Annotated in this window: 23 protein-coding genes; 8 read left to right on the forward strand and 15 right to left on the reverse strand. The window is 71.8% G+C overall.

Annotated elements, in window-relative coordinates:
- The first annotated feature begins 77 nt into the window (after nt 1-77).
- The gene (locus Q392_RS05225) at nt 78-455 is read left to right on the forward strand and encodes a hypothetical protein (protein WP_038202436.1); all 378 of its coding nucleotides are present in this window, start codon (nt 78-80) and stop codon (nt 453-455) included.
- A 78-nt stretch (nt 456-533) separates the two neighbouring features.
- Here Q392_RS05225 and Q392_RS05230 read toward each other — a convergent pair whose 3' ends face one another.
- A complete protein-coding gene (locus tag Q392_RS05230; protein WP_051952919.1) occupies nt 534-851 on the reverse strand; it encodes a hypothetical protein in 318 nt (105 codons plus the stop codon).
- A gap of 357 nt (nt 852-1,208) precedes the next feature.
- Here Q392_RS05230 and Q392_RS05235 point away from each other — a divergent pair, with 357 nt between their 5' ends.
- From Q392_RS05235 to Q392_RS05250, 4 genes are all read left to right on the forward strand, one after another.
- On the forward strand, nt 1,209-1,700 hold the full coding sequence (locus Q392_RS05235; RefSeq protein WP_038202438.1) for a hypothetical protein: 492 nt from the start codon (nt 1,209-1,211) through the stop codon (nt 1,698-1,700).
- Between the two features lie 238 nt (nt 1,701-1,938).
- A complete protein-coding gene (locus Q392_RS05240; RefSeq protein WP_038202440.1) occupies nt 1,939-3,117 on the forward strand; it encodes a metallophosphoesterase in 1,179 nt (392 codons plus the stop codon).
- Nucleotides 3,118-3,269: 152 nt separating this feature from the next.
- Nucleotides 3,270-3,860 (forward strand): acyloxyacyl hydrolase, encoded by a 591-nt coding sequence (locus Q392_RS05245; RefSeq protein ID WP_038202442.1) that lies wholly within the window; start codon nt 3,270-3,272, stop codon nt 3,858-3,860.
- A gap of 103 nt (nt 3,861-3,963) precedes the next feature.
- Nucleotides 3,964-4,674 (forward strand): DUF3053 domain-containing protein, encoded by a 711-nt coding sequence (locus Q392_RS05250; protein WP_038202444.1) that lies wholly within the window; start codon nt 3,964-3,966, stop codon nt 4,672-4,674.
- A gap of 6 nt (nt 4,675-4,680) precedes the next feature.
- Here Q392_RS05250 and Q392_RS05255 read toward each other — a convergent pair whose 3' ends face one another.
- Genes Q392_RS05255 through Q392_RS05265 form a run of 3 tightly spaced genes read right to left on the reverse strand, consistent with a single transcriptional unit; the run spans nt 4,681 to nt 7,698 of the window.
- The gene (locus tag Q392_RS05255; protein ID WP_084216860.1) at nt 4,681-5,700 is read right to left on the reverse strand and encodes a lysylphosphatidylglycerol synthase transmembrane domain-containing protein; all 1,020 of its coding nucleotides are present in this window, start codon (nt 5,698-5,700) and stop codon (nt 4,681-4,683) included.
- Between the two features lie 25 nt (nt 5,701-5,725).
- Nucleotides 5,726-6,973 (reverse strand): cardiolipin synthase ClsB, encoded by a 1,248-nt coding sequence (gene clsB / locus Q392_RS05260; protein ID WP_038202446.1) that lies wholly within the window; start codon nt 6,971-6,973, stop codon nt 5,726-5,728.
- Nucleotides 6,970-7,698 carry an endonuclease/exonuclease/phosphatase family protein gene (locus Q392_RS05265; RefSeq protein WP_084216848.1) on the reverse strand — a complete coding sequence of 243 codons (729 nt, stop codon included), beginning with the start codon at nt 7,696-7,698 and terminating at the stop codon, nt 6,970-6,972. The genes clsB and Q392_RS05265 overlap by 4 nt, the downstream gene beginning before the upstream one ends.
- Nucleotides 7,699-7,974: 276 nt before the next feature.
- On the opposite strand from Q392_RS05265, the gene Q392_RS05270 reads away from it, so the two are divergent.
- Complete coding sequence (locus tag Q392_RS05270; protein ID WP_038202449.1) at nt 7,975-8,397, forward strand: hypothetical protein; 423 nt, start codon at nt 7,975-7,977, stop codon at nt 8,395-8,397.
- A 151-nt stretch (nt 8,398-8,548) separates the two neighbouring features.
- Here Q392_RS05270 and Q392_RS05275 read toward each other — a convergent pair whose 3' ends face one another.
- From Q392_RS05275 to Q392_RS05325, 11 genes are all read right to left on the reverse strand, one after another.
- Complete coding sequence (locus Q392_RS05275; protein ID WP_038202455.1) at nt 8,549-9,121, reverse strand: Spy/CpxP family protein refolding chaperone; 573 nt, start codon at nt 9,119-9,121, stop codon at nt 8,549-8,551.
- A 150-nt stretch (nt 9,122-9,271) separates the two neighbouring features.
- Nucleotides 9,272-10,348 carry a flavodoxin family protein gene (locus Q392_RS05280; protein WP_038202458.1) on the reverse strand — a complete coding sequence of 359 codons (1,077 nt, stop codon included), beginning with the start codon at nt 10,346-10,348 and terminating at the stop codon, nt 9,272-9,274.
- 223 nt (nt 10,349-10,571) lie between these two features.
- Nucleotides 10,572-11,303: an aspartate/glutamate racemase family protein gene (locus Q392_RS05285; protein ID WP_038202460.1), complete on the reverse strand. Its 732-nt coding sequence runs from the start codon at nt 11,301-11,303 to the stop codon at nt 10,572-10,574.
- Nucleotides 11,304-11,321: 18 nt separating this feature from the next.
- Entirely contained in the window at nt 11,322-12,215 is an 894-nt protein-coding gene (locus Q392_RS05290) for an ABC transporter permease (RefSeq protein ID WP_038202463.1), read from the reverse strand.
- Nucleotides 12,216-12,217: 2 nt separating this feature from the next.
- On the reverse strand, nt 12,218-13,135 hold the full coding sequence (locus Q392_RS05295; RefSeq protein ID WP_038202466.1) for an ABC transporter permease: 918 nt from the start codon (nt 13,133-13,135) through the stop codon (nt 12,218-12,220).
- A 10-nt stretch (nt 13,136-13,145) separates the two neighbouring features.
- Nucleotides 13,146-14,417, reverse strand: coding sequence for an ABC transporter substrate-binding protein (locus Q392_RS05300; RefSeq protein ID WP_038202469.1), 1,272 nt, complete (start codon nt 14,415-14,417; stop codon nt 13,146-13,148).
- A gap of 46 nt (nt 14,418-14,463) precedes the next feature.
- On the reverse strand, nt 14,464-15,585 hold the full coding sequence (locus Q392_RS05305; RefSeq protein ID WP_038202473.1) for an ABC transporter ATP-binding protein: 1,122 nt from the start codon (nt 15,583-15,585) through the stop codon (nt 14,464-14,466).
- A 114-nt stretch (nt 15,586-15,699) separates the two neighbouring features.
- Nucleotides 15,700-16,950: a biosynthetic peptidoglycan transglycosylase gene (locus tag Q392_RS05310; RefSeq protein WP_245610647.1), complete on the reverse strand. Its 1,251-nt coding sequence runs from the start codon at nt 16,948-16,950 to the stop codon at nt 15,700-15,702.
- Nucleotides 16,951-16,995: 45 nt separating this feature from the next.
- Entirely contained in the window at nt 16,996-17,571 is a 576-nt protein-coding gene (locus Q392_RS05315) for a hypothetical protein (RefSeq protein WP_038202480.1), read from the reverse strand.
- The gene (gene xrtQ / locus Q392_RS05320) at nt 17,558-18,463 is read right to left on the reverse strand and encodes an exosortase Q (RefSeq protein ID WP_051952921.1); all 906 of its coding nucleotides are present in this window, start codon (nt 18,461-18,463) and stop codon (nt 17,558-17,560) included. The genes Q392_RS05315 and xrtQ overlap by 14 nt, the downstream gene beginning before the upstream one ends.
- Before the next feature lie 10 nt (nt 18,464-18,473).
- A complete protein-coding gene (locus tag Q392_RS05325; RefSeq protein WP_051952923.1) occupies nt 18,474-20,543 on the reverse strand; it encodes a VIT and vWA domain-containing protein in 2,070 nt (689 codons plus the stop codon).
- Nucleotides 20,544-20,747: 204 nt separating this feature from the next.
- On the opposite strand from Q392_RS05325, the gene creD reads away from it, so the two are divergent.
- The gene (creD, locus tag Q392_RS05330; RefSeq protein WP_245610641.1) at nt 20,748-22,262 is read left to right on the forward strand and encodes a cell envelope integrity protein CreD; all 1,515 of its coding nucleotides are present in this window, start codon (nt 20,748-20,750) and stop codon (nt 22,260-22,262) included.
- Nucleotides 22,263-22,291: 29 nt separating this feature from the next.
- Nucleotides 22,292-24,730, forward strand: a complete 2,439-nt coding sequence (locus Q392_RS05335; RefSeq protein WP_084216850.1) for a penicillin-binding protein 1A — start codon at nt 22,292-22,294, stop codon at nt 24,728-24,730.
- Nucleotides 24,731-24,732: the final 2 nt, after the last annotated feature.

A 24,732-nucleotide genomic window follows, 5' to 3' on the forward strand; every position in this document is an offset into this window, starting at 1 on the left:
GACAAGCGAAGGACGGCGCCCCCCGATACCGGTTCGACATTCATCCACTGATCGATATTCGAATGAAAGGAATTGCCATGAAGAAGACCTCCCAACTCCTCGGTGCCACGATGCTTGCCCTGCTGGGCGTGGCCGGCTCGGCGCACGCCGAAGTCTATGAAGGCGTGCTGAGCATCGACTCGGTGCGCAGCCGCGCCGAAGTCGCCGCCGAAGCGCGGCAGGCCGCGCGCCTGGGCGACCAGTTCGGTGAAGCGGCCTTCGCCGGTGTCACCGCGCTGCCCTCGAACTCGGCGGTCTCGCGCACCGCGGTGCGCGAAGGCGCGATCCAGGCCGCCCGCGCCGGCGACCTGTATGGCGAAGCGGCATCGCAGCAACCCGTGTTCGCCGGCCAGCTCGACCGCGCCACGGTGCGCGCCGAGGCCCGCGAAGCCGCGCATTCGGCACCGACCCTGTAAGCCTGCGCCACACGACAGCACGACGAAAGGCCTTCTGCTTCGGCAGAGGGCCTTTTTCTTTTTCCCTTGGCGCAGGGCTCAGCGACCGGGCAGCGGCCGGCCGGTGACGCTGGCAACGAGGCGCGCCAGCCGCGCGACGCCGCCGGTGCCGCTGGCGGCGCGGCCGATCAGCGCGCCGCCGGCCCCCGCCTTGACCAGCCGGCCCAGCAAGGAGCCGCTGCGGCCTGCGGACAGGAGCAGCACGACGCCCAGGCCCAGCACGATCAGGTGCTCGCCCGGCAGGTCGGGGCGGCGCTCGTCGGCCTCCTTGAGCACCTGCAGCCAGTCGCGCAGGCTGGACGGGGCGGTGACGGAAGAGTTGTCGGGGTCGAAATCGGTGTCGGCGGTGTCGGGCATGGCAGTTCCTCGCCGGGATAAGGCTGGGGGTTGGGGCCCGGGCAGTGGCCGGTGTTCGCGCCACGCCCAGGGCCCCATTGTGGCGACGGCCGCAAGGCGAATGCCCCGGGCGCCGGCCCGCGCGGCTGTAGGCGGGCGCGCACGCACGGCGCTTTCATGCTGCCGACACACGGGCAGGCGATGCTGTCGAGCCTCCAGGACAGCAGCCTGCCTTGTCGGAACGCTATCGATTCCGTAGCGATTGGCGTAAATACCGACGCTGAGCCCGACTCTTGCTACGCAGAATCCGACGGCGGCCGGCCGCAGCTTTGCCCGCCTCCGATCGCCTCTTTTCTTCTCCTCCTGCGTCGCCCCGCCATGAAGCTCCCTGCTCTTGTCGCCTCGGCCGCCAGCGCGCTGTTGCTGCTGGCCGCCGCGGCGAATGCCGCCTCCAACCCACCGATCCGCATGGCGCCCGAGGGCGTCGAGTACATGTGCGGCGGCGCCAGCCAGCAAGAATTGGCCTTCATGGACATGGTGTCCCCGCGCTGGGCCGCCACGCTGGAGTTCGCGGTCGCACGCGGCCGGCGCGGCGAGTTCTCCGAGCCGGTGCAGGTGAAGGTGCGCAACAAGTACAACGGCGATCACGTGCTGTCGGCCCAGGCCCATGGTCCGCTGATGCTGGCCCGCCTCGCACCCGGCACCTATGACGTGGAGGCCACCATCGGCCCGCTGACGCTGCAGCAGACGCTGACCATCGGGCTGGGCGCGCCGGGCCGGGCGCTGTTCGTCTGGCCCTCCAACTTTGACATGGCTTCGGCCACGTTGCCACGCCAGGCGCTGGCGCAGGGCGCCGCCAAGGGCGACTGACCGCGGTCCTCCTCCTCCGGCAGCCGGCGTCCGCACCGGCAGGATGTCTCGTTTCCGGCCGAACTTTCGCGGCCGATTCCGATCCCTGAGACATCGTCGCAAGAAGCCTTGCAAAGCCCCGCGCGGGCTGCATCTGCTGCTCCTGTTTGAAGAGCAGCCCAGCCCCATCCGCCGGTCGGCGCGGCGCCGAGCAGACAACCCGGATTCGTCGTATGCTGCGCCGCAACATACCCCTGCCATGCCCCTGGCCTCCCTCACCGTTCTGACGACCCTCGTGCACGTGTTCGTCGCCCTGCGCCTGCTGCCGGCGCTGGCGGCGGCCACGCCTGCCTGGCCGGTGGTGGCGGTGTTGCTGGCGCTGTCGGCGGTGTGCATGCCGCTGCCCTTCGTGCGCCGGCGCGGGCCGCACCGGCTGTGGGCCGTGGTGCAGTGGGCCGGCCTGCTGGTGATGGGCTGGTTCTCGTCGCTGTTCCTCCTCACGCTGGTGCGCGACGCCGGCCTGCTGCTGGCATGGGCCGGCGCCTGGGCCGCCGGCGCGGCGCCGGACTGGCCGCGCTGGGAGGGCGCGAGCGCCATCGCCGTCGTGGCGCTGGCCACGCTGGTGACGCTGGCCGGCTACGTCAACGCGCGCCGCACGGCGGCGGTGCGCCGGGTGCAGGTGCCGATCGAGGGGCTGCCCTCGCAGCTGGACGGCTTCACCATCGCGCAGTTGTCGGACCTGCACGTGGGCCCCACCATCCGGCAGCGCTACCTGCAGCGCGTCGTCGACGCGGTCAACGCGCTGGGCGCGGACATGGTCGCCATCACCGGCGACCTGGTGGACGGCACGGTGCCCGAACTGCGCGAGCACGTCGCGCCCCTGGCGCGGCTGAAGGCGCGGCACGGCACCTTCGTGGTGACGGGCAACCACGAGTACTACGCCGGCGCGCCGGACTGGATCGACGAGCTGCGCCGTCTGGGCCTGCGCGTGCTGCTCAACGAGCACGTGGTGCTGCAGACGCGCAGCACGCACGGCGCGCAGACGGACGAGGAGCTGTTCGAGTGCGCGCTGCTGGTGGCGGGGGTGACGGACTACACGGCCGGCCACTTCGTGCCGGCGCACGCCAGCGACCCGCAGCGCGCCCTGCACGATGCGCCGCCGCTGGTGCACACGCGCGTGCTGCTGGCGCACCAGCCGCGCAGTGCCGCCGCGGCGGCGGAGGCGGGCTTCTCGCTGCAGTTGTCGGGCCACACGCACGGCGGACAGTTCTTCCCGTGGAACCTGTTCGTGCCGCTGCAGCAGCCCTTCACCGCGGGGTTGCACCGGCTGCAGGCGATGTGGGTGTACGTCAGCCGCGGCACCGGCTACTGGGGCCCGCCCAAGCGCTTCGGCGCGCCCTCGGAGATCGCGCTCATCACGCTCACCTCGGCGCGCTGAGCGAGGGCGAGGCCATGTCCTACCCGGGGATGCGCACGGCAGCCCGTGCACGGCCGGCCGGATCGGCGCAAGATTGCTGCCGGGGCAAAGGCTGACCCGGCAGCGCCGAGCGCGGTCCGGACGGCCTGGCCGCAGATCGGAGCTGAAAAGCCATGCACAACAAACAAGGCTTCCTGCCCCCCGGCGCGCGCCGCGTGCTGGGATGGGGCGCCGCCGCCGCGGCGGCGATGCTGGCCTCGCCCGCGGCGCTGGCCTTCGAGGACCGCGACGTCGGCGTGTACGTCGAGGCGGGCCAGGCGCCGCACGACAGCGGCGACACCACGGTGCTGAGCGCCGGCGCATTGTTCCCCTGGACGCCCCGGCAATCGGTGCGGGCCGGCGCACTCTCGTTCTACTGGGACGTGTTCGCCAGCCAGTGGCGCGCCCCCGTGGGCAGCCTGCGCCGCGAGTACACGCAGATCGGCGTGATCGGCACCTGGCGGCTGCGCTTCGACCAGGGGCGCTCGCCCTGGTTCGTGGAGGGCGGCGTGGGCGCCACGGTGATGGACCACGTCTACGACACGCCCTCGCGCGACTTCAGCACCGCCTTCCAGTTCACCGAGGTGCTGGGCGCCGGCTACAGCTTCGGCGCGCATGGGCAGCACGAGTTGTCGCTGCGGTTGCAGCACTTCTCCAATGCCGGCATTCGCAAGCCCAACCCGGGCGAGAACTTCGTGCGGCTGCGCTACGCCGTGCGCTTCTGAAGAACAGGCCGAAGGCGGAAGAAGGCCATAGGCCATCCGTCGGCTGACGGCGGCCCCGCCGCGGTGCCTAAGATGGCGCCCTCATTTCCTGCAGGAGCGGCGCATGGCCCCGAGAATTCCGACCTGGTTCGCGCACGCATGCGCGCTGATGCTGGCCGGGCTGCTGCTCGCCGGCTGCGGCAGCAAGGAGCCCGAGGAGCGGGCCGCCTTCATCCAGTTCCTGCAGACGCGCGTGATCGACCGCCCCGGCGTGCGCGTGCCGCAGCCGACCGAGGAACAGAAGAAGCCCTTCGGTGCCTATGCGCAGCACTACACGGTGATCACCGACTTCAACACGGCGATGAACCGGACCGCGCAGCAGATGGACGGCATCGTCGCGAAGGGCTCCCTGCGCTCGCTGTCGGACGTGGTGGCGCGGCGCGACGACCTGCGCAGCGTGCGCGAGGGCGTGCAGCAGATGCGCCGCGCGCTGGACGAGAACCTGGCCAGGGCCGACGCGGCGCGCGCGCAGCTCCAGCAGCCGGAGGACCTGAAGGCGGTGTTCGACAAGGCCTACGACAAGACCGTGACCACGCCGGCCGGCATCTTCCGGGACGTGTTCCCGGCCCTGGACGCGGTGTTCGACGGCGCCATCCGGATCGGCGACTACGTGGACGCGCACAAGTCGCAGATCCAGATCTCCGGCAGCACCTTCACGGTGAGCGACCCGAAGGTGCTGAACGAACTCAACGGCATGCTGCAGCAGCTCAACAGCCACTCGGCCGCCATCCAGACCGCGCAGCGCAGGATGCGCACGGCGGTGGCCGGCGGCTGAGCCGGCTCAGCGCGGCGCCGCCACCGCCAGCCGGCGCGCGTTCGCCTCCATGCCCAGGTACAGCAGCGCCGCCACCCCCAGCGGCAGCCAGTAGTACATCGCGCGGTAGCACAGCACCGCCGCGATGATCCCGGCCTGGGTGAGCGGCGGCGCCAGCAGCGCGACGAACACCGCCTCCAGCACGCCCAGCCCCGCCGGCACGCGCGAGAGCAGGCCGGCGACCGCGCCGATGAGCAGCACGCCCAGCGCCATCGGGTAGGGCACCGCGCCCTGCAGCAGCACGGCCATGGCGGCGCCCATCGCGCTCCAGTTGGCGCACGAGAGCGCCAGTTGCACCAGGGCCACCCGCAGCGAAGGCAGGGCGATCTCGTGGCCGCGCACGCGCCACTCGCGCCGCGGCGAGAAGGCGCAGGCCAGCAGGTAAGCGGCCGCCACGGCGATCAGCGCCGCGCCCAGCACGCGCTGCGCGATGCGGCCCAGGTGCCAGTCCTCGGGCATCGCCAGCGGCCACAGCAGGAAGGCCAGGCCCGCCAGCAGGCAATAGCCCAGCCAGTTGGTGAGCATGCTGCTGCCCACGATGCGCGCGATGGCCGGCGCGTCCAGCCCGAGGCGGGCGTACAGCCGCGCGCGCATGCCCACCGCGCCCACCAGCGTGCCCATGTTGAGGTTGAAGGCGTAGCTGACGAAGGTGATCGCCATCACCGGGCCGGTGCGCAGTGCGTGGCCGGTGTAGTGGCGCCCGATCAGGTCGAAGGTCGCGTACAGCAGGTGGCTCAGCGCGGCGAAGCCGGCGGCCAGCGCCAGCACCTGCCAGGGGTAGGCACGCATCGCGGCGAGGACCTCGCCCCACGCGATGGCGCGCGCCTGGTTGGCCAGCAGCACCACGACGACGCCGAGGAAGACCGCGATGGCGATGCGCCGCACCCACGGCCATCCGCGCCAGCGCCGCCAGGCCGCCGCCGGCGCGTGGCGGCGCGACGGCGCGCCTGCCTGGGCGGTGGCCTGGGAGGCGGAAGAGCAGGCCATGGTGCCGATGCGGGTCTGCTGCCGATCAGGCCGCATCGGTCTGCGCCGCCGGGCCCTGCGGCTGCGGCGGCGCGTCACCGGGCTGCACGGGGGGCCGGGCCGGCTCCAGCCGCGGCACGTGCCGGGGCAACCAGCCGGCCCACGAGGGATACCAGCGCATGAAATGGAAGACGAAGAAGCTGCGCACCAGCCGCCAGACGCTCCATTCCTGGAGCTGCGAGGCCTCCACCTGCTGGCAGCTCGTGCGCATGAGGTGCTCCAGCCGGCCCGACAGCTCGGCGTTGAAGGCGCGGTCGCGCACCATCACGTTGGCCTCCAGGTTGAGCGAGAGGCTCAGCGGGTCGAGGTTGCTGGAGCCGACGGTGCTCCAGGCCCCGTCGACCACCGCCACCTTGCCGTGCAGCGGGCGCTCGCAGTACTCGTGGATGCGCACGCCGGCATGCAGCAGGTGGTGGTAGAGCATGCTGGCGGCCGTCTTGACGATGGGCATGTCGGGCTCGCCCTGCAGGATCAGGCGCACGTCCACGCCGCGCCGGGCCGCGCGCCGCAGCGCCTTGACGATGCGGTAGCCGGGGAAGAAGTAGGCGTTGGCGATGACGATGCGCTCGCGCGCGCTGCGGATGGCCGCCAGGTAGTGGCGCTCGATGTCGGTGGTGTGGCGGCGGTTGTCGCGGCTGACGAACATCACCTCGGCACCGCCGACCGGCTCGACCGCGGCGTCGGCCGTGTGGTCCAGGCGCCGGCGGAACCATCGCGCGCCCTTGCCGCCGAGCGCGATCGCGCGCAGCACGAAGCGGTGGATGTCCGCCACCACCGGGCCGGCCAGCTCCACCGCGTAGTCCTGCTTGGCCTTGGGGCCGAAGTCCATCACGTGGTCGGCCGAGTAGTTGATGCCACCGACGAAGGCGCGCTCGCCGTCGACGACGACGATCTTGCGGTGCATGCGGCGGAACACGTTCAGCCGCTGGCCGAACAGGCGCCGGCCGGGGTCGAACACGCGCACCCGCACGCCGGCCTCGGCCAGCGTGCCGAGGAAGCCGGCCGACAGGTCGGGCGAGCCGAAGCCGTCGATCATCAGGTCCACCTTGGCGCCGCCGCGCGCGGCCTCGCACAGCGCGGCATGCAGGCCCAGGCCGACCTTGTCCTCGAAGAGGATGAAGGTCTCGACGATCACCTCGCGCCGCGCCTGGCGGATGGCCTCGAACACGCGCGGGAAGAAGGTCTCGCCGTTCTCCAGCAGTTCGACGCGGTTGCCCCCGTGCCAGCGGTTCACAGCAGCACCTCCGCCACCAGCGGCGCATGGTCCGACAGGTGCGACCAGGGGCGCCGCGGCAGCACCACCGGCGCATGCGCCTCGGCGTTGCGCACGTAGATGCGGTCCAGCGGCAGCACCGGGAAGCGCGCCGGGAAGGTGCGCGCCGCCGCGCCGTTGGCATGGCGGAACACCTCGCGCAGCCCCGCACCCTCCTCCAGCACGCCGTGCGCGCGGTTGCGCCAGTCGTTGAAGTCGCCCGCCACGATCAGCGGCGCATCGGCGGGCACCTCGTCCTGCACGATGTGGCACAGCAGCTCCAGTTGCTGCTGGCGGTGCGTCTCGGCCAGGCCCAGGTGGGCGCAGATCACGTGCACGTCCAGCGGCCGGCCGGGCAGGCGCAGCACGCAGTGCAGCAGGCCGCGGCGCTCCGGCCCGGCCACCGAGACGTCGTGGTTGCGGTGGTGCACGATCGGGAACTTCGACAGCACCGCGTTGCCGTGGTGCCCCTTCGGGTAGACGGCATTGCGGCCGTAGGCGAACTGCGGCCACATGGTGTCGGCGAGGAATTCGTAGTGGGGCGCCTCGGGCCAGTTGTCGATCTTCTGCCCGTGCTGCGAATGGGTGCCCAGCACCTCCTGCAGGAACACCACGTCGGCGCCCACGGTGCGCACCGCGTCGCGCAGCTCCGGCAGGATGAAGCGGCGGTTGAACGCGGTGAAGCCCTTGTGGGTGTTGACCGTCATCACCTTCAGCGATTTCTGGGGTGCTGCAGCGGCCAGGGGAAGTTGGGCGGGCGACAGGAGGGACACTTGCCCTTTGTACCGGCCCGGCGGGCCGACCCCTGTAGGAACGCGCCAAATGTTCCCGCCCGCCGGCACTGCGTACGGCCCGGCATGCCCCGTTTCCTACAGCGCGGCGCAGGCTGCCCCGACACCCCGCACCGCACCGCAGCACGTACCTTGGGGGCAAGGGATCGCGCGCCACCGCGCCTTCCCGAACGACGACGAAAGGAAACCGCCATGAAGACCCATGCCCACCGCTTCGCTCCCGCGATCGCCGCCACGCTGCTGGCAGCCGGCGCCGCCGCCGTGGCCCAGATCGCGCCTGCCACGCCCCAGACCACGGGCGAGGGCAGCACCCTGTCGCGCACCGGCGTGCCCAACCCCACGCAAAGCCCGGACACGGCGATGCCCAACTCGCGCGCCAGCGTGAAGGCCGAGGCGCGCATGAACAACCACAACCTGGCGAACAGCAACACGCCGCCCGGCCAGGCCAGCACCACCACCAACCACCAGCCCAATGCCACCCCGATGGTGAGCCAGCGCACGCGCGGGGAGGTGCGGCAGGAAGCCCTGCACCAGCCGCGCCCCTTCGGTGACACGGGCGAACGCCCGAACAACGTGCCGACCAACCCGACGACGCGCACCGGCACGCCGAACTGAGCACAAAAAAAGCCCCTCGGTCAACCGCTTCGCGCTTGCCCGATCCCCCGAGGGGATGCTTTTTTGTCTTGGGGCGGCCCGGCGACAAAAAAGCCCGCGGCGGATGCCGCGGGCCTGTGGGCCGACCGGGGGCACGCCCCCGCGGTGCGGCTCAGCTCTTGGGCGCCTGCTGCCCTGCCTCGCCGCCGGCCGGCTGATGGCGCGGACCGTGGTGGCGATGGTGGCCGTGGCCGCGCGGCCCCATGCGCATGCCTTCGGTGTCGAAGGTCTTCTGCTGCTCGGGCGAGAGCTGCGCATAGAAGGCCTTGATCGCGTCGGCGCGCTTGGCGAACAGCGCGGCGCGCTCGGCCTGGCGGGCCTGCATGCGGTCCAGGCGCTCGGGCGTGGTGAGCTGGCTGAACGCGGCGCGGTCCGGGCGTTGCGGCGGCTTGGCGTCGCGCGACGGCTGCACGGCGGCGGCGTAGGTGTTCCACGCGCCTTCCTGGGCGGTGCTCAGCTTCAGCTTGTCCTTCAGCGCAGCCATGCGCTCGGCGCGGCGCTGCTGCATGCGCTCGAAGCGCTTGGCGAAGTCCTTGCGCTCGGCATGCGGCTTGGCCGGAGCCGCCGACTGGGCCTGCGCAGGCGCGGCCGGTTCGGCGGCGGCGGGCGGCGTCTGGGCCGAGGCGGCGAAGGCGGCGGAGGCCAGCACGCCGGCCCACAGAACACGTTGGCGAAGAGAGATCATGCGAGTCCTTCCTTTCCTGGGTTGCTGCTGCAGGCGATGTGTGCAGCAGGTGAGACGCAGTGTGGAAGGCCCGCTTGTCCGGTCCATGAGAGCGGGGTCAACGCGGGGTGAGCGAAGGTAAAGAAGGATGAAGGCGGCGCGCAGTTGTGCTCACTTCGGCCGCGGCCGGCCCAGGCCGGCGTCGGGGCGGCTCAGGCGGCCCGCGCGCAGCTCGCCCACCGCATGGACGACCGCGCGCGCGACGTTGCGCACCTCCTCCTGCAGCGCCGGGTCGGCGTCCAGGGCGTCGTGGCTGTCGGCGTAGGGCTGGTAGTAGCCGATGTAGCGGTCCAGCCGCGCCTGCGTGCCGGCGTCGATCAGGCCCATCCAGTCCAGCCAGTCGCTGAGGCTGCGCCGCAGGCCCTCGATCCCGGCCACGTCGCCGTGCACCACCACGCCGTAGACGCGGCCCTCGAGGTGCTTGGGGTAGTCCCATCCCTGCAGTTCGAGCGCCTTGGCCTCGTCCACCGTCTTGCCGTGGGTGGAGGTGGGGTCGGGGTTGCCGCCGTCGGCGCACACCAGCCGGTCGATCATCAGCTTGAGCGCGCTCGTGGCCTGGTACCAGTGGGTGGGCGTGAGCACGATGACGCCGTGCGCCGCGACCCAGCGCGCGTAGATCTCGTTCATCCAGTCGCCGGTCTGGCGCAGCGCGTGGTTGGGATAGCAGCTGCACGGCCAGTGGCACAGCGGCATGGCGGTGGAGACGCAGCCTTTGCACGGGTGGATGTGCCGGCCGTAGCCGGAGGCGAGCAGGCTCAGGTCCAGCAGGTCGGTTTGCAGGCCGGAGGCTTCCAGTTCCTCGCGGGCGATGTTGGCCAGGCGCCAGGTCTTGGAGACTTCGCCCGGGCAGGTGCCGTCGTTGCGCGGCGAGCCGTTGACCAGCAGCACGCGCGAGGGCGTCTCCGGCCGGCCCCAGGCCGCCTGTGCCGCGTCGATGCGGGCGCGGGCCTCGATCCAGTCCACGGAGAGTTCGTAGTCCGGGTCCGCGTGGCCCGGCCCCGCCCTGCGCGTGGCGGGCGACTTGCGGCCTTCGTCGTAGGCCTGCCAGGCGATGGCCTCGAGCCGCGCCAGCGCGCCGGCCTCCGCCGCGAAGGCCGGGTCCTGGAAGTCCTGCATGAAGCGCAGGCGGAATTCGTCGCGGTCCAGGGTGCCCGGCGCCTGGCCCTTGCGGATCGTGGGGGTCTTCATGGTGCAGTTATGGTGAGACCGCTGTGCCGGAGGTGTTGACGGCGCAGGCGCCGTTACGGCCGCGGTGCGCCGCCGACATCGGAAGAGGGCCCGGCCTCCGGCGTCAGCCGAGGCGGAGGTGCGTTCGACGCCCCCACCCGTTCACGCTGAGCCTGTCGAAGCGCGGCGCGGGGCTTCGACAAGCTCAGCCTGAACGGCCCTTGTCGATGAGACGCCGCCGCTATCAACCCAGCGCGGCCAATTCAGGCGAGACGTTGTGCCACGGCACGCCGAAACCGGCTGGGGCGTCCTGTGCGAGCGGTTGCGCCACGGCAGCGCGCGCCCATTCCGCACCGGCCTGCACGCTGTCGACCAGCGGCACCAGCACCTGCGGCGCGATATCCGCGGCCATGCCGGCCAGCGCCGCGCCGCCGAGCACCACGGCATCGGCGCGGAAGCGTTCGGCCGCCTCGCGGCAGGCCTGCGCGAGCAGGGCCCGCGCGCCCTGCGGGTCGGCCAGCAGCTCGGCGCCGCTGGGCGTCACGGTGTGCACGCCGGCCAGGCGTTCGCCCCGGCCCAGCGCCTGCGCCAGCCGCTGCAGCATCGGCTTCCAGCGCTCGCCGCCGGTGACGACGGCGAAGCGGCCGTGGCGCGCCGCGGCGGCGAAGGCCGCCTCGGCCAGCCCGCCCACCGGCACGCCCGCGCCCTCGCGCAGGGCGAACAGGCCAGGGTCGCCGAAGCAGCCGATCAGAACGGCCGAGGGCGCCAGGCCCTGCGCCTGCGCGACGGCCCATGCATCGAGCACCGCATGCTGCGCCACGGCGTAGCTGGCCTCGCAGGCGATGTAGGGCGCGCCGAAGCGGGCCGTGAGAGTGTGGACGGCGGCCGCATCGCCCAGCGCCAGGCGCATGTGCTGCTGCAGCAGGCCGCTCACGCCGGCCGAGGTGTTGGGGTTGACGAGCAGCAGGCCCGGCATGGCGATGGGCGGCGCGCTTCAGCCGCGCCGCTTCGACGCCCGCCGGCGCAGCAGCGCCGCACCGCCGAGCGCGATGCCGATGACCAGGAAGGACACCACCGTCGTCACCGTGCCCAGCGCATAGATGGCCGGCGTGGTGACGGTGGAGGTCAGGCCCTGCAGCTCCAGGGGCAGCGTGTTGACGTCGCCGATGGCCTGCGAGGTCCGGGCGATCTCGTCCCAGCTCAGCGTGAAGCCGAACATGCCGATGCCCACCACCGAGGCGCCGATCAGCGGCAGCACCACGTGGCGGAAGCTCTGCCAGGGCGAGGCGCCCAGGTCGCGCGCCGCCTCCTCGTAGGCCGGGTTGAAGCGGTTGAACACGGCGAACATGATCAGCAGGCCGAAGGGCAGCGTCCAGGTGAGGTGCGCGCCCAGCGCGGAGGTGAGCAGGCCCAGCGCGGTGCCGTAGTCCTCCAGCGTGCTTTCGGCGCCCATCGCGGCCAGCGCCGCCTTGAGGCCGGTGTCGAGCAGGCGGAACTGCAGCCCGATGCCCAGCGAGACGATGATGCTCGGCATGATGAGGCTGGCCACCGCGACGTAGAAGAGCGCGTTGCCGCCGGCCAGCCGCTTGCGGAAGGCCAGGCCGGCCAGCACCGAGAGCACCACCGTCAGCAGCATCACCACCGCGCCCAGCATCAGCGAGCGTCGGAAGGCGGCGGCGATGTCCACCGTGCCCAGTCCCTCGGCGAGCTGCCGGAACCAGTGCAGCGACGTGCCGCGCATCGGAAAGGTGAGGCCGCCTTCGGGCCCCTGGAAGCTGAGCGTGAAGATCGCGAACATCGGGCCGTACATGAACAGCACGAACAGCGCGAACACGAGGGCCAGCGGCCAGAAGCCGGGCGCGCGGGCATCGGAGGTGCGGGCCTGCATGGTCAGAGTTCTTTTCTGATGTCCACGAGCCGCGTCAGGCCCCAGATGATCATGAGCACCACCGCCAGCAGGATCACCGCGTTGGCCGCCGCCAGCGGGAACTGCAGGTAGCTGGTCTGCACCTGGATGATCTTGCCCACCGAGGCGATCTGCTGGCCGCCCATCACGCCGATGGTGACGAAGTCGCCCATCACGATGGTGACGACGAAGATGGAGCCGATGATGATGCCCGTCTTGCACAGCGGCACGATCACGTTCCACAGCGTCTGCCAGCCGCTGGCGCCGGCGTCGGTGGCGGCCTCCAGCAGCGAGCGGTCGATGCGCATCATGCTGTTGAAGATCGGCACGATCATGAACATCGTGTACAGGTGCACGAAGGCCAGCACGACCGAGAAGTCGGAGAACAGCAGCCACTCGATGGGCGTGTCGATCAGCCCGATGCCCTGCAGCGTCTGGTTGACCAGGCCGTTGCGGCCCAGCAGCGGCACCCACGAGATCATGCGGATGACGTTGCTGGTCCAGAACGGCACGGTGCACAGCACGAACAGCAGCGTCTGCATGCCCGGCGAGCGCACGTGGAAGGCCAGGAAGCAGGCCACCGCGAAGCCCAGCACCAGCGTGATGGCCCACACCAGCAGGCAGAACTTCAGCGTCGAGAGGTAGGTGGACAGCGTGACGCACAGGTCGCCGTTGTCGGTGAGATGCGAGCAGCCCTCGAAGATGCTGAAGTAGTTGCGCAGCGAGAGCGCCGGGATCAGCTCGTACTCGTTGAAGTCCCACAGGCTGACCATCGCGATGAGGGCCAGCGGGACGATGAAGAACAGCGCGAACACCAGCGCGAAGGGCGCCGCCTGCCACCAGGCCCTGACGGTGTGCAGGGGCTGGGCAGCCGCGTGACCGGCGGTCGCTGGTGCGCTCATCGCTGCGAGGTCAGGCGGCCACGAACTCGTTCCACTTTCGGACCATGTACTCGTTCTCGTCCATCACGGCGTTCCAGCATGCGATGCCGCCCATGCGCTGCTCGTAGCTGCCGCCGTCGCGCACGCTCCCGGCCTTGGCGATCACCACGCCCTGCGGGCTCCTGATGTCCTGCGCGGCGGGCTTGCCTTCCATCCAGTAGGCCCACTCGTAGGGTTCCATCTTGTCCTTGGCGGTCTCCAGCACGGCACTGTAGTAGCCCTGGCGGTTGAGGTACGCGCCGGCCCAGCCGTCGAGGAACCAGTCGATGAAGGCGTAGGCGGCATCGAGCTTCCGGCCCGACAGCGTGGCCGGCAGGCCGAAGCCCGAGGCCCAGGCGCGGTAGCCCTCCTTGAGCGGCTGGAACACGCAGTCGATGCCCTTGCTGCGCACGGCGGTGACGGCCGGGCTCCACATCGACTGGATCACCACCTCGCCGGATGACATGAGGTTGACCGACTCGTTGAAGTCCTTCCACAGCGCGCGGAACTGGCCGCTCTTCTTGGCCTCGATGAGCGTCCTGATCGTCAGGTCGATCTCGGCCTTGCTCATGTTGCCCTTGTCCTTGTACTTGTGCAGGCCCTTGGCCTCCACCACCATCGCCGCGTCCATGATGCCGATGGAGGGGATGTTCAGGATCGCGGCCTTGCCCTTGAACTCGGGGTTGAGCAGTTCGGCCCAGCTCTCGATCGGGCGCTTGATCAGGTCGGGCCGGATGCCCAGCGTGTCGGCGTTGTAGGTGGTGGGGATGAGCGTCATCCACTGCGTCGGCGCCTTGGCGAAGGCCTTGCTCTTCTCGCCTTCCAGGAAGATCACCTTCTTGGGCGCCGTGCCCTGGTCGCCCACGGCCTTGCCGGCGACCTCGCCCCTGGTGAAGAGGGTGGTGATCTTGTCGGCGTTCTTCACGCGCCGGGCGTCGATGCCCTTGAGGTTGCCGGTGGGCACGATCTTCCGGAGCGAGAAGAACTCGGTGTCGATCAGGTCGAAGCTGTTGGGCGCGGTGACGGCGCGCTTGGTCACGTCGTCGGTGGTGACGGCCACATACTGGATCTCGATGCCGGTGTCGGCCTTGAACTTCTCGGCGATGGCCTTGTCCTGGTTCACCGCGGTGCCCAGGTAGCGCAGCACCTTCTCCTGCGCGTGCACGAAGGGCGCGATGCCGGACGCGAGGATGCCCGCCGTGCCCTGCAGCAGCGTGCGGCGCTTGATCGTTGCTGGGCGGGCGGTGCGGTCGGGTGCGGACATCGGATGCCTCTTTCGTGATGGCGGTTGCGGAAAAAGAAGAAGAAGTTCAGAACGCCACGGCCGGCAGCGCGGTGGCGTCGGGCGCGAGCGCCGGATCGGCGGCGGGCGGCGCGGCCGCGGCGGGACCCTCGCCGGGCCGCACGGCGCCGGGGCCGAGCGGCCGCGCATGCGCATCGGCCCAGCCCAGGTGCACGGCCTCGCCCACGGCGTAGGGGCGCGCGTCGAAGGCGGCCTCGGGCAGCTGCACCGACACGCCGGCCTTGCCGGGCGGCGCCTCGGCCAACTGCAGGCCGAGCAGCACGTAGGTGCCCTGGTACTCGACGTCGGTCACCGTGGCAGGCAGGCCCGGGGACGAAGCGTCCGCCGGCGCGATGCGCATGTGGTCGTTGCGCACGGCGATCGGCCCGGCGGGCGTGAACAGCACGTTGTGGCCGCCCATGAAGCGCGCCACGAACTCGCTGGCCGGATGGTTGTAGACCCCGTGCGGCGAGCCGACCTGCTCGATCAGGCCGTGGTTCATCACCACCATCGTGTCGGCCAGGGCCATCGCCTCTTCCTGGCTGTGGGTGACGTGCACGAAGGTCAGGCCCAGCTCCTTCTGCCAGCGGCGCAGCTCGGCGCGCATCTGGATGCGCAGGAAGGGGTCCAGCGCCGACAGGGGCTCGTCCAGCAGCAGCACCTTCGGCTGCGTGATGAGGGCGCGCGCCAGCGCCACGCGCTGCTGCTGGCCGCCCGAGAGTTCGCCCGGCCTGCGCGCGGCGAGATGGCCCATCGCCACGCGGTCGAGCAGGTCCTGCGCGCGGCGGTGGCGCTCGGCCTTCGCCACGCCCTTCATCTTCAGGCTGAAGGCGACGTTGTCCAGCGCCGACAGGTGCGGGAAGAGCGCGAAGCTCTGGAACATCATGGCCGTGCCGCGCTCGGCGGCCGGCAGGTCGGTGATGTTGCGGTGGCCTTGCAGGATGTCGCCGCTGGTGGCGCGCTCGTGGCCGGCGATCATGCGCAGCGTGGTGCTCTTACCGCAGCCCGAGGGCCCCAGCAGGCAGCAGTAGCTGCCGGCGGCGATGCGCAGGTCGATGGCGTCCACGGCGGCCGGCGTGCCGGGGGCATAGCGCTTGGTCAGCGCGACGATCTCGATGGCCGCGGGCGGGGGTGCCGGGAGGTCTGGCATGGGCGCACCATCGCAAGACATGTGCCAGCGCCGGGCCGCGCGGCGCGCACCGCCGCGGGGCGGGCCGGGGGTCGTCTCGTCGGCGCTACGGATGCGGCTGGAGCGCCCGGCCGGCTAGTCCGCCAGCCAGGGATAGCGGGCTTTGTCCACCGCACGCAGCAGGCTCTCGCGCTGCGCGCGCGAGATGCCGCGGACGCCTTCGGCCACCCACTTCACGCGCTGCGGGTCGAGCGCGCCCTCGCGCGCCCAGCGCTCCGCCGCCAGGCTCGGCGCGTGCAGCATGGACGCCAGCCACACGGCCTGCGCCGGCTCCAGCCGCAGCGCGCTGCGGCGGAAGTACGACTTCGCCGCCGCCTCGGCGCCGCACACGCGGCCCCAGGGCGCGTTGTCCAGGTAGAGCTGCAGGATGCGCGCCTTGCCCAGGGTCTGCTCCATCTCCACCGCGTACAGCATCTCGCGCAGCTTGCGCTCCAGCGTGCGCTCGCTGCCGGTGACCAGCATCTTGGCGAGCTGCTGGGTGATGGTGCTGCCGCCGCGGTCGATGCCGCCCTTGTGCTGGTTGCGGTCGAAGGCGGCGGCCAGCTCGACCAGGTCGTAGCCGGGGTGCTGGAAGAAGCGCTGGTCCTCGGCGGCGATCACGGCGCGCGCCAGCCAGCTGTCGGCCCGCAGGCCGGCGCCGGGGCCGCAGGCGGTGCGCGCGCCCAGCATCGCCTCGGTGCCCAGGCCGGCGACGGTGAACTGCGCCACGCGCGGCTGCACGCCGAGCGGGCCTGCCGCGCCGCCCGGCAGCGTGAACTGCACCTTCAGCCCGGCGGTGCCGCCGATCTGCGCGCGCTGCAGTTCGGGCAGCTCGGGCGTGAGCACCGCGTACCAGCGGGCGATGGGCGCGTCGGCGAGGTCGGCCTCCACGCGCAGGTCACGCTGCGTGAGCAGGCCGGTCCACCGGCCCTGCAGGGGGCCGCCGTTGGGCGTGCCCTGTGGCGGCACCGCCTCCAGCTCGCCGGCCAGCCGGCCGGCGTCGCGGCGCACGGTGATGCCCAGGTGCTCCAGCCTGAGCGGCTGCGGCCCCAGCGCGGGCACGGCCGCCTGGCAGGGCGCGCAGCGCACCTGCAGCTGGCGGCGCTCCTCGTTCCAGTGCAGTTGCACGGGGCCGTGCGCGGTGTCGAAGCGCCGGCCGTCGAGCCAGGGCGCGAACCAGGGCGTGGTGGCCAGGCGGATCAGCGTGGGCACGCCCAGGTCCAGCGTCAGCGGGCCGATGCGGCGCTGCATCGCCCACTCGTCCTTCGCCGGCGCCAGGGCGATCTTCACGATCAGGGCCAGTGCCACCGCCGCCGTCAGCAGCAGCGCCAGCAGGCTCCACAGCACGAAACGCAAGGCCTTCTTCACACACTCCCTCTCGCGGATCCAGGCTCACAGCGGCGTGACGACCGTCACCGCCTGCCACGGGCCGGTGGAGCGTCCGCCCACCCCGGCCCAGTACCAGGCCGAAGTGTCGGTGAAAGCCTGGCCCGCGGCGTCCTCGATGCGCTCGCACACGCGCAAAGCGCCACTTGTGTCGCGCCGGGCGTGGAAACAGCGCCACAGGCGCGCCTGTTCGTCGCGCTCCAGGCGTGTGCGCTCGATGCGCCAGCCCAGCGCGCGGTAGCAGTCCGCCGCCGGATGCAGCATGCGGGTGGGCCGCACGACGTGGCGCAGCACGTAGAGGTGGCGCTCGTCGGTCATGCGCGCGATGTCGCCGGGGAACTGGCGGGCGAAGCGGGCCTCGACGGCGCTCAGGGCCAGCGGGCGCAGCGGCGCGCCGTCCCATTCGCGCGGCCACTCGTGCGCGGTGGACGCGGCGAGCGAGGGGCCACCCTCGTGCCCGCCCGCGAAGGTGGCCACCAGGCAGAGCGCCATCGCCAGGGCGAACAGCGCCTTGTGCAGCACGCGGTGCGCGAAGGTGTTGGCGAAGCAGCGGGCGGACCACGGGGCGTCAGGCCAGCGCATGGCGGTCTCCCGGGTTCGCGCGCGGCGCTGCCGCAGCGCCGGCCGGCCGCAGCATGGCCCAGGCGATGCCGCCGCACACGGCCGCCAGCACGGCCAGGCCCAGCGCCTCGTGCGCCCACGGCGCCAGCGGCCGGCCCGCGCCCTCGAGGCCGACCAGCACGGCGTTGCGCAGCACGTTGCCGGCCAGCACCAGCGCGCTGACGGCGGGCAGGCGGGCGAGGAAGCGCCGGTCGGTGCACCGCATCAGGAACAGCGCCACCGCGCAGGCGGTGAAGTAGCCCAGCCACACCATCTGCACGCCGGAGCAGGGCGCATCGACGATGACCAGCTGCCCGTCGATCCACAGGCTGCTGCCCTCGCGCGCCACGTCGAAGAAGGGCGCCAGCAGCCAGCGCCCCGCCTCGGCGGTGAGGACGCGCAGCGGGTAGCCGGCGTAGAACTGCAGCGACGAGAGCAGCGGCAGCGCCAGCACCGCCAGGCCCAGCACCGGCGCCGCGGCCTGCCGGCGCGGCAGGAAGGCGAGCAGGCCGGCCGCCAGCGCCAGCACGGCCAGCAGGCCGGCGGCCAGCGGAGGCAGCGCGGGCAGGCCGAGGAGGCCGGCGCGCAGCAGGCTGGCCGCCAGCGTCAACGCGCCTGCGCAGGCCAGCAGGCCCAGGCGCGGCGCCGCGCGCAGCTCGCGCCGCTGCTGCCAGGCGAAGGCCGCGAGGGCGGCCAGGGCCAGCAGGCCCAGCGGGTCGTCGGAACCGTCGGCCAGGCGCGCCGCCATCCATCGCCAGGTGGGCCACAGGGTGAGCGCCTGCGCGGCCAGCCAGGCGGCGGGCGGCACGCGGTCCAGCCGGATGCCGGCGTCGAGCCAGCGCGGGTGGCGGGTGGCGAGGTGCGTGAGCGTCATGGCCGGTTCCTCATGCCGTGTGCTTGCGCGGGTCGTGGCGGCGCGCGCGCCGGCGCAGCATCAGCAGCATCGACAGCGCCACCGCCATCGCGCCGAACACCTCGGGTTCCGGCGTGCTGGGCACCTCGGCGCCGAGCGCGTTCTCGCTCACGCCCTGCGGCAGCGGCAGGGGCTGGTCGACGGCGGTGCTGCCCGCGGTGTTGCGCACCACCTTGTCCACCGCGATGAAGCTGGTGTACTGCGTCAGCAGGCTGTACTTCAGGCCCAGGCCGGTGATGGCCTGGCGCTGGCCGTCGCCGCCCTCCAGCGCCTCCTGGTCGCTCAGCGCGGCGATGCGGTGGCGCGCCCACAGCGCACGCAGGGCCGGGGCGTCCTGCGGGGTGCGGCCGTCGATGCGCACTTCCTGCTTCCAGGGGCCGGCGGCGCTGCGGCCTTCGATGGTGACGCCGCCACGGGCTTCGCCGCGCCACTTGCCGAAGACGATCACCGGGCGCTCGCCCAGCACGTCGGGCAGCACCGCGGGCTCCACGTCGTAGACGTCCAGGCCGGAGAACACGGCGCGCACGTTGGTCAGCACGGGCGATTCGATCATGCGGCGGAAGCGCGCCGCCTGCTCGGGTGCCTGCACCGGGTCGGTGATGATGAAGGGCTCGCCCATGCCGGCGCGCGCCAGCCCTTCCATCAGGTGCCGGTTGACCGAGGAGCCGATGCCGAAGGAGAACAGGTTCGCCTTGTTCAGGTTGCGGCGCACCAGATCGAAGGCCTCGCGCTCGACGGTGACATAGCCGTCGGTGACGACCACGATGCTGCGCGACACGCCCTCTGCCTTGGGCTCGGCGTAGGCGCGCTTCAGGGCCGGGATCAGCTCGGTGCTGCCGCTGCCGTTGTAGTTCCTGATCGTCGCCATCGCCTGCTCGATGTTGGCGCGCGTGGCCGGCACGGAGTGCGCGTTCAGCATCCGGTTGCTGCCCGAGAACAGCAGCACGTTGAAGGTGTCGCTGGGCCGCAGGCCGCCGATCAGGCGCTCCAGCACGGTCTTGGCGGTGTCGAGCGGGAAGCCGTGCATCGAGCCCGAGATGTCGACCACGAAGATGTAGTCGCGCGGGCTGATGGCGCTGGCCGGCACGGCCTTGGGCGGCTCGATCATGGCGAGGAAGAAGTTCTCCGCACCCTCGCCCTGGCCCTTGTGGAGCATCAGGCCCGACTCGATCTTCTCGCCGGCGAGGCGGTAGTCGATGACCACGTCGCGGTTGTCCAGCGGACGGCCGTCGGCGGTGAGCACCACGTCGGCGTGGCGGCCTTCGCCGTCCTTCTTGACGTCGATGGCGTGCGTGAGCGAGCGCACTTCCTTGATGCCCAGCGGCGTGTCGATGCTGGCCTTGAGCGTGAAGCGCGTGTCCGGTGCCACGTCCGCGCGCAGCGTCGGCTGCGCGACCCACTTCGCGTTCGCCTGCGACGACTGCGGGCTGTTGTAGCGCGGCCCGACGACGGTGGGAAAGACGAACTGGTAGTTGCCGCCCTGCGGCACCAGCAGCTCGGTGTAGCGCAGCTCCACCTTCACGTCGTCGCCGGGCAGGATGTTGGCGACGTTCATCTGGAAGACGTTGGGCAGGTGCTGCTCCAGCAGGGCGGCGGTCTTGCCTTCCTTCTTCGCGGTCTCGTACTCGATCTTCGCCTGCTGCTTCTCGCGGATCTGCGCGGTGATCAGGCGGTCGGCCAGGCGCACGTTCAGCCCGCCGACCGCGGCTTTGGTCGAGCCGGGGAAGACGTACTTCGCCTCGATCGGCCGCTGGCCCTCGTTGCGGTAGGTCTGCGTGACGGTGACGTCGGCGATCACGCCGGAGATGCGCACCTGCACGTCGGTGCCCTTCAGCGGCAGGCGGTCCACGTCGGGCGAATCGCTCTTGACGAAGAAGTAGGGGCTCTCGGTCTTCTGGCGCGGCGCGTCGGCGGGCTGCGCATGCAGCGGGCGTGCGACGAGCAGCGCGAAGCCGGCGGCCGCCAGGCCGGCGGTGGCGAGCCACAGCCAGCGGCCGCGGCGCGGCGGCGCGATGTCTTCTGGAGTTTCGGCGGTGTTCATGGCGCGGTTTCTTCCTCGGTGGTGACGCATGGCGCCACTGTCCCGGCATGCCGAGAAGGCAGAAGGAAGCGCGTGCGAAGGCCCCGGCGCTGTGTGAAGTGGGCGTGAAGTCCGCGTGGCGAAGCCTTCATACCGGCTTCGGCTGCGGTGGCGAGCATCGGCCCCGTCGCCTGTCACACGAAACGAAGCCAAGGAGAAGAAGACGTGATCCATCAACTCGCCCGCACCCTGCGCCAGTCGGCGCTCGTCAAGGTGCTCGTGCTGCTGCTGCTCTGGCTGCTGCTGTGCATCCCGCTCGGCCGCATCGAGGAACTGGTGGGCGAGCGCGGCGCCAGCCAGAGCGAGGCCGAGGAGGAGCTGGCCTCCACCTACGCCGGCGCGCAGACCGTGACCGGGCCCTTCCTGGTGCTGCCCTACGTGGAGCAGTGGACCGAGACCGAGCGCGACAGCCAGGGCAAGGTGATCGGCCAGAGCCGGCGCAGCAAGCCGCGCACGGTGCTGGCCTTCCCGCAGCAGCTGCGCATCGACGGCAGCCTGCAGCCGGAGGAGCGCTACCGCGGCCTGTTCCGCGTGCTCTTCTACAAGCTGGACGCCGGCTTCGACGGCCGCTTCGCCGCCGCCGGCCCGGCGCCGCGCCCCACCGAGCGCGATGCCACGCTGGTGCCCGGCACGCCGGTGCTGGCCTTCTCGGTGAGCGACGTGCGCGGCATCGAGGGCCTGCCCGACGCCACGCTGGACGGCACGCCGCTGCGCTTCGCCCAGGGCGTGCCGGGCGTCGGCGGCGCACCCCAGGGCATCCATGCGCCGCTGCCGCCCGAGCTGGCGCGCCGCGTGCTGGCCGGCGAGCCGATGGACTTCAAGCTCGCGCTCAAGCTGGTCGGCCAGCGCCGCCTGGACCTGGTACCGGCCGCCGACGACACCGAGGCGCACATCGCCTCGCCCTGGCCGCACCCCAGCTTCGGCGGGCGCTTCCTGCCGGCCGAGCGCACGGTGACGGATGGCGGCTTCGACGCACGCTGGCGCATTTCCTCGCTGGTGAGCACGGCACGGACGCAACTGCTGCAGCGCTGGACGGCCGAGCAGGCTTCGCCCCCGATGGACGTCGCCTGCGCCGGCGGCGACTCGGCCTGCATCGCCGCGGCCAGCGCGGCGGCATCCGCGGCACGCGCCGCCGGCGTGCCGATGCGCGAGACCGACACCTTCGGCGTGGCGCTGTCGCAGCCGGTCAACATCTACTTCATGGCGCACCGCGCTGCCAAGTACGGCGCCCTGTTCATCGGCCTGGTGCTGATGGCCAGCTTCATGTGCGAGCTGCTGCGCCGCCTGCGGCTGCACCCGGTGCAGTACGCGCTGGTGGGCCTGTCCGTCGCCCTGTTCTTTTTGTTGCTGCTGGCCCTGTCGGAAAAGCTAAGCTTCCTGCCCGCTTATGCGGCCTCGGCTGGCGCCAGCGTGGCGCTGCTGATGGCCTACTTCAGCGCAGTGCTCGGCGGCTGGCGGCGCGGCGCGGTGCTCGCGGGCTTCGTGGCGGTGCTGTATGCGGCGCTCTACGTCCTGCTGGCCTCCGAGGGCAACGCCCTGCTGCTGGGTGCGCTGCTGACCTTCGGCATGCTGGCCGTGCTGATGCTCGCCACGCGGAACGTCGACTGGTATGCGCTGTCTGAAGGAGGCGGCGCCGACGCCGCCTCCCCGGCTTCGCCTGCCGGGCCGCCGCGAGCCTGATCGCTTTTTCCCTCTTCTCCCTCTTTTTCATGCGAAAACCCGCCTTTCTCTCCGACCCGCGCACCCGCCGTCTCCTGCTGTGGGGTGCCGGGGGTGCCGCGGCGCTGGCGCTGCTGGCCACGCTGACGCTGGGCGTGGCCGCCGCTGTGGCCTGGCACCGGCTGCCGGACGTCTCCTCGCTGGAGAACTACCAGCCCAAGCTGCCGCTGCGCGTGTTCACCGCCGACGGCGAGCTGATCGGCGAGTTCGGCGAGGAGCGGCGCCAGCTGGTGCCCATCGGCCAGATGCCGCGCGTGCTCAAGGACGCGGTGCTCGCCACCGAGGACGCGCGCTTCTACCAGCACGGCGGCCTCGACTACCGCGGCCTGGCGCGCGCCGTGATCGCCAACACGCTCAAGGGCCGCGTGCACCAGGGCGCCTCCACCATCACGCAGCAGGTGGCGCGCAACATGTTCCTCAGCAGCGAGCGCACCTTCAGCCGCAAGTTCAACGAGGCGCTGCTGGCCTGGAAGCTGGAGAAGTACCTCAACAAGGACCAGATCCTCGAGATCTACCTGAACCAGATCTACCTGGGTAACCGCGCCTACGGCTTCGCCGCCGCCGCGCAGACCTACTTCGGCAAGCCGGTGCAGCAGCTCACGGTGGCCGAGGCCGCGATGCTGGCCGGCCTGCCCAAGGCGCCGGGCACCAACAACCCGGTGGCCAACCCGCGCCGCGCGGTGGCGCGCCAGCAGTACGTGATCCAGCGCATGGTGGACACCGGCTACCTCGACGCCGCCGCGGCCGAGGCCGCGCGCGCCGAGCCGCTGAAGCTGCGCGCCGCCGTCGACCCCGAGCGCGTGCATGCCGAGTACGTGGCCGAGATGGTGCGCCAGCAGATGGTCGAGAAGTACGGCGAGGCCGCCTACACGCGCGGGCTGAAGGTCTACACCACCCTCACCGCGGCCGACCAGCGGGCGGCGTACGCCGCGCTGCGCGCCGGGCTGATGGACTACGAGCAGCGCCAGCCCTACCGCGGGCCCGAGGGCTTCGTCGCCGAGCTGCCCACCGAGCCGAAGGCGCTGGACCAGGCGGTGGACGAGGCGCTGGCCGACCACCCCGACAACGGCGACCTGGTGGCCGCGGTGGTGCTGGAGGCGGGCCCGAAGAAGCTCGTCGCCGCCCGCGCCAACGGCGACACGGTGGAGATCACCGGCCGCGGCCTGCAGCCGGTGCAGCGCGCGCTGGCGCCCAAGGCGCCGCAGGCCATCCGCATCGCGCGCGGCTCCATCGTCCGCCTGGAGCCCAGCGGCAAGGGCTGGGAGGTGGCGCAGCTGCCCGAGGTGGAAGGCGCCTTCGTCAGCCTGGACCCGCGCGACGGCGCGGTGCGCGCGCTGGTGGGTGGCTTCGACTTCAACAAGAACAAGTTCAACCACGTCACGCAGGCGTGGCGCCAGCCGGGCTCCAGCTTCAAGCCCTTCATCTACTCGGCCGCGCTCGAAAAGGGCTTCTCGCCCGCCACCCTGGTCAACGACGCGCCGCTGGTCTTCGACGCCGCCGCCACCGGCGGCCAGCCCTGGGAGCCGAAGAACTACGACGGCACCTACGACGGCCCGATGACGCTGCGCACCGCGCTGCAGAAGTCGAAGAACCTGGTGACCATCCGCGTGCTGCAGTCCATCGGCCCGCAGTACGCGCAGGAGTGGATCGGCCGCTTCGGCTTCGATCCGGCGCGGCACCCGGCCTTCCTCACCATGGGCCTGGGCGCCGGCTCGGTGACGCCGATGCAGATGGCGGCCGCGTATGCCGTCTTCGCCAACGGCGGCCTGCGCGTGCAGCCGCAGCTCGTCACGCGCATCACCGACGCGCGCGACCAGGTGCTGGAGGACATGCCGCTGCCCCGGCCCGACGAGGCGCAGCGCGCCGTCCCCGCGCGCAACGCCTTCGTGATGGACACGCTGCTGAACAGCGTGGTGAGGAGCGGCACCGGCTACAAGGCGTACGCCGCGCTGCGCCGCGACGACCTGTACGGCAAGACCGGCACCACCAACGACTCCTTCGACGCCTGGTTCGCCGGCTTCCAGCCCACGCGCGTCGGTATCGCCTGGGTCGGCTACGACACCCCGCGCCAGCTCGGCGTGCGCGGCGAGACGGGCGGCAGCGTCGCGCTGCCGGTGTGGACGGCCTACATGAAGACCGCGCTCAAGGGCGTGCCGGTCGCCAAGCCCGCCGCGCCGGAGGGCGTGACCGACGTGGCCGGCGACTGGATGTACACGGAGTACGCGAACGGCAGCGGCGTGCAGTCGCTGGACGTGGAGCCCTCGTGGTCGCCCTACGGCCCCGGCACGCCCGGCTACGAGGCGGGCACGATGCCCGGCATGGGCAGCAACGTGCCGGCCGAGCTGGGCGTGTTCCCGATGGGGCAGCAGGCGCCGGCACCGCAGGGGGAATCGAGGGAACGCAACCGGATCCTGGATCTGTTCCGCTGAAG

It is taken from the genome of Xenophilus azovorans DSM 13620, from assembly GCF_000745855.1.
Taxonomy (GTDB): Bacteria; Pseudomonadota; Gammaproteobacteria; order Burkholderiales; family Burkholderiaceae_C; genus Xenophilus; species Xenophilus azovorans.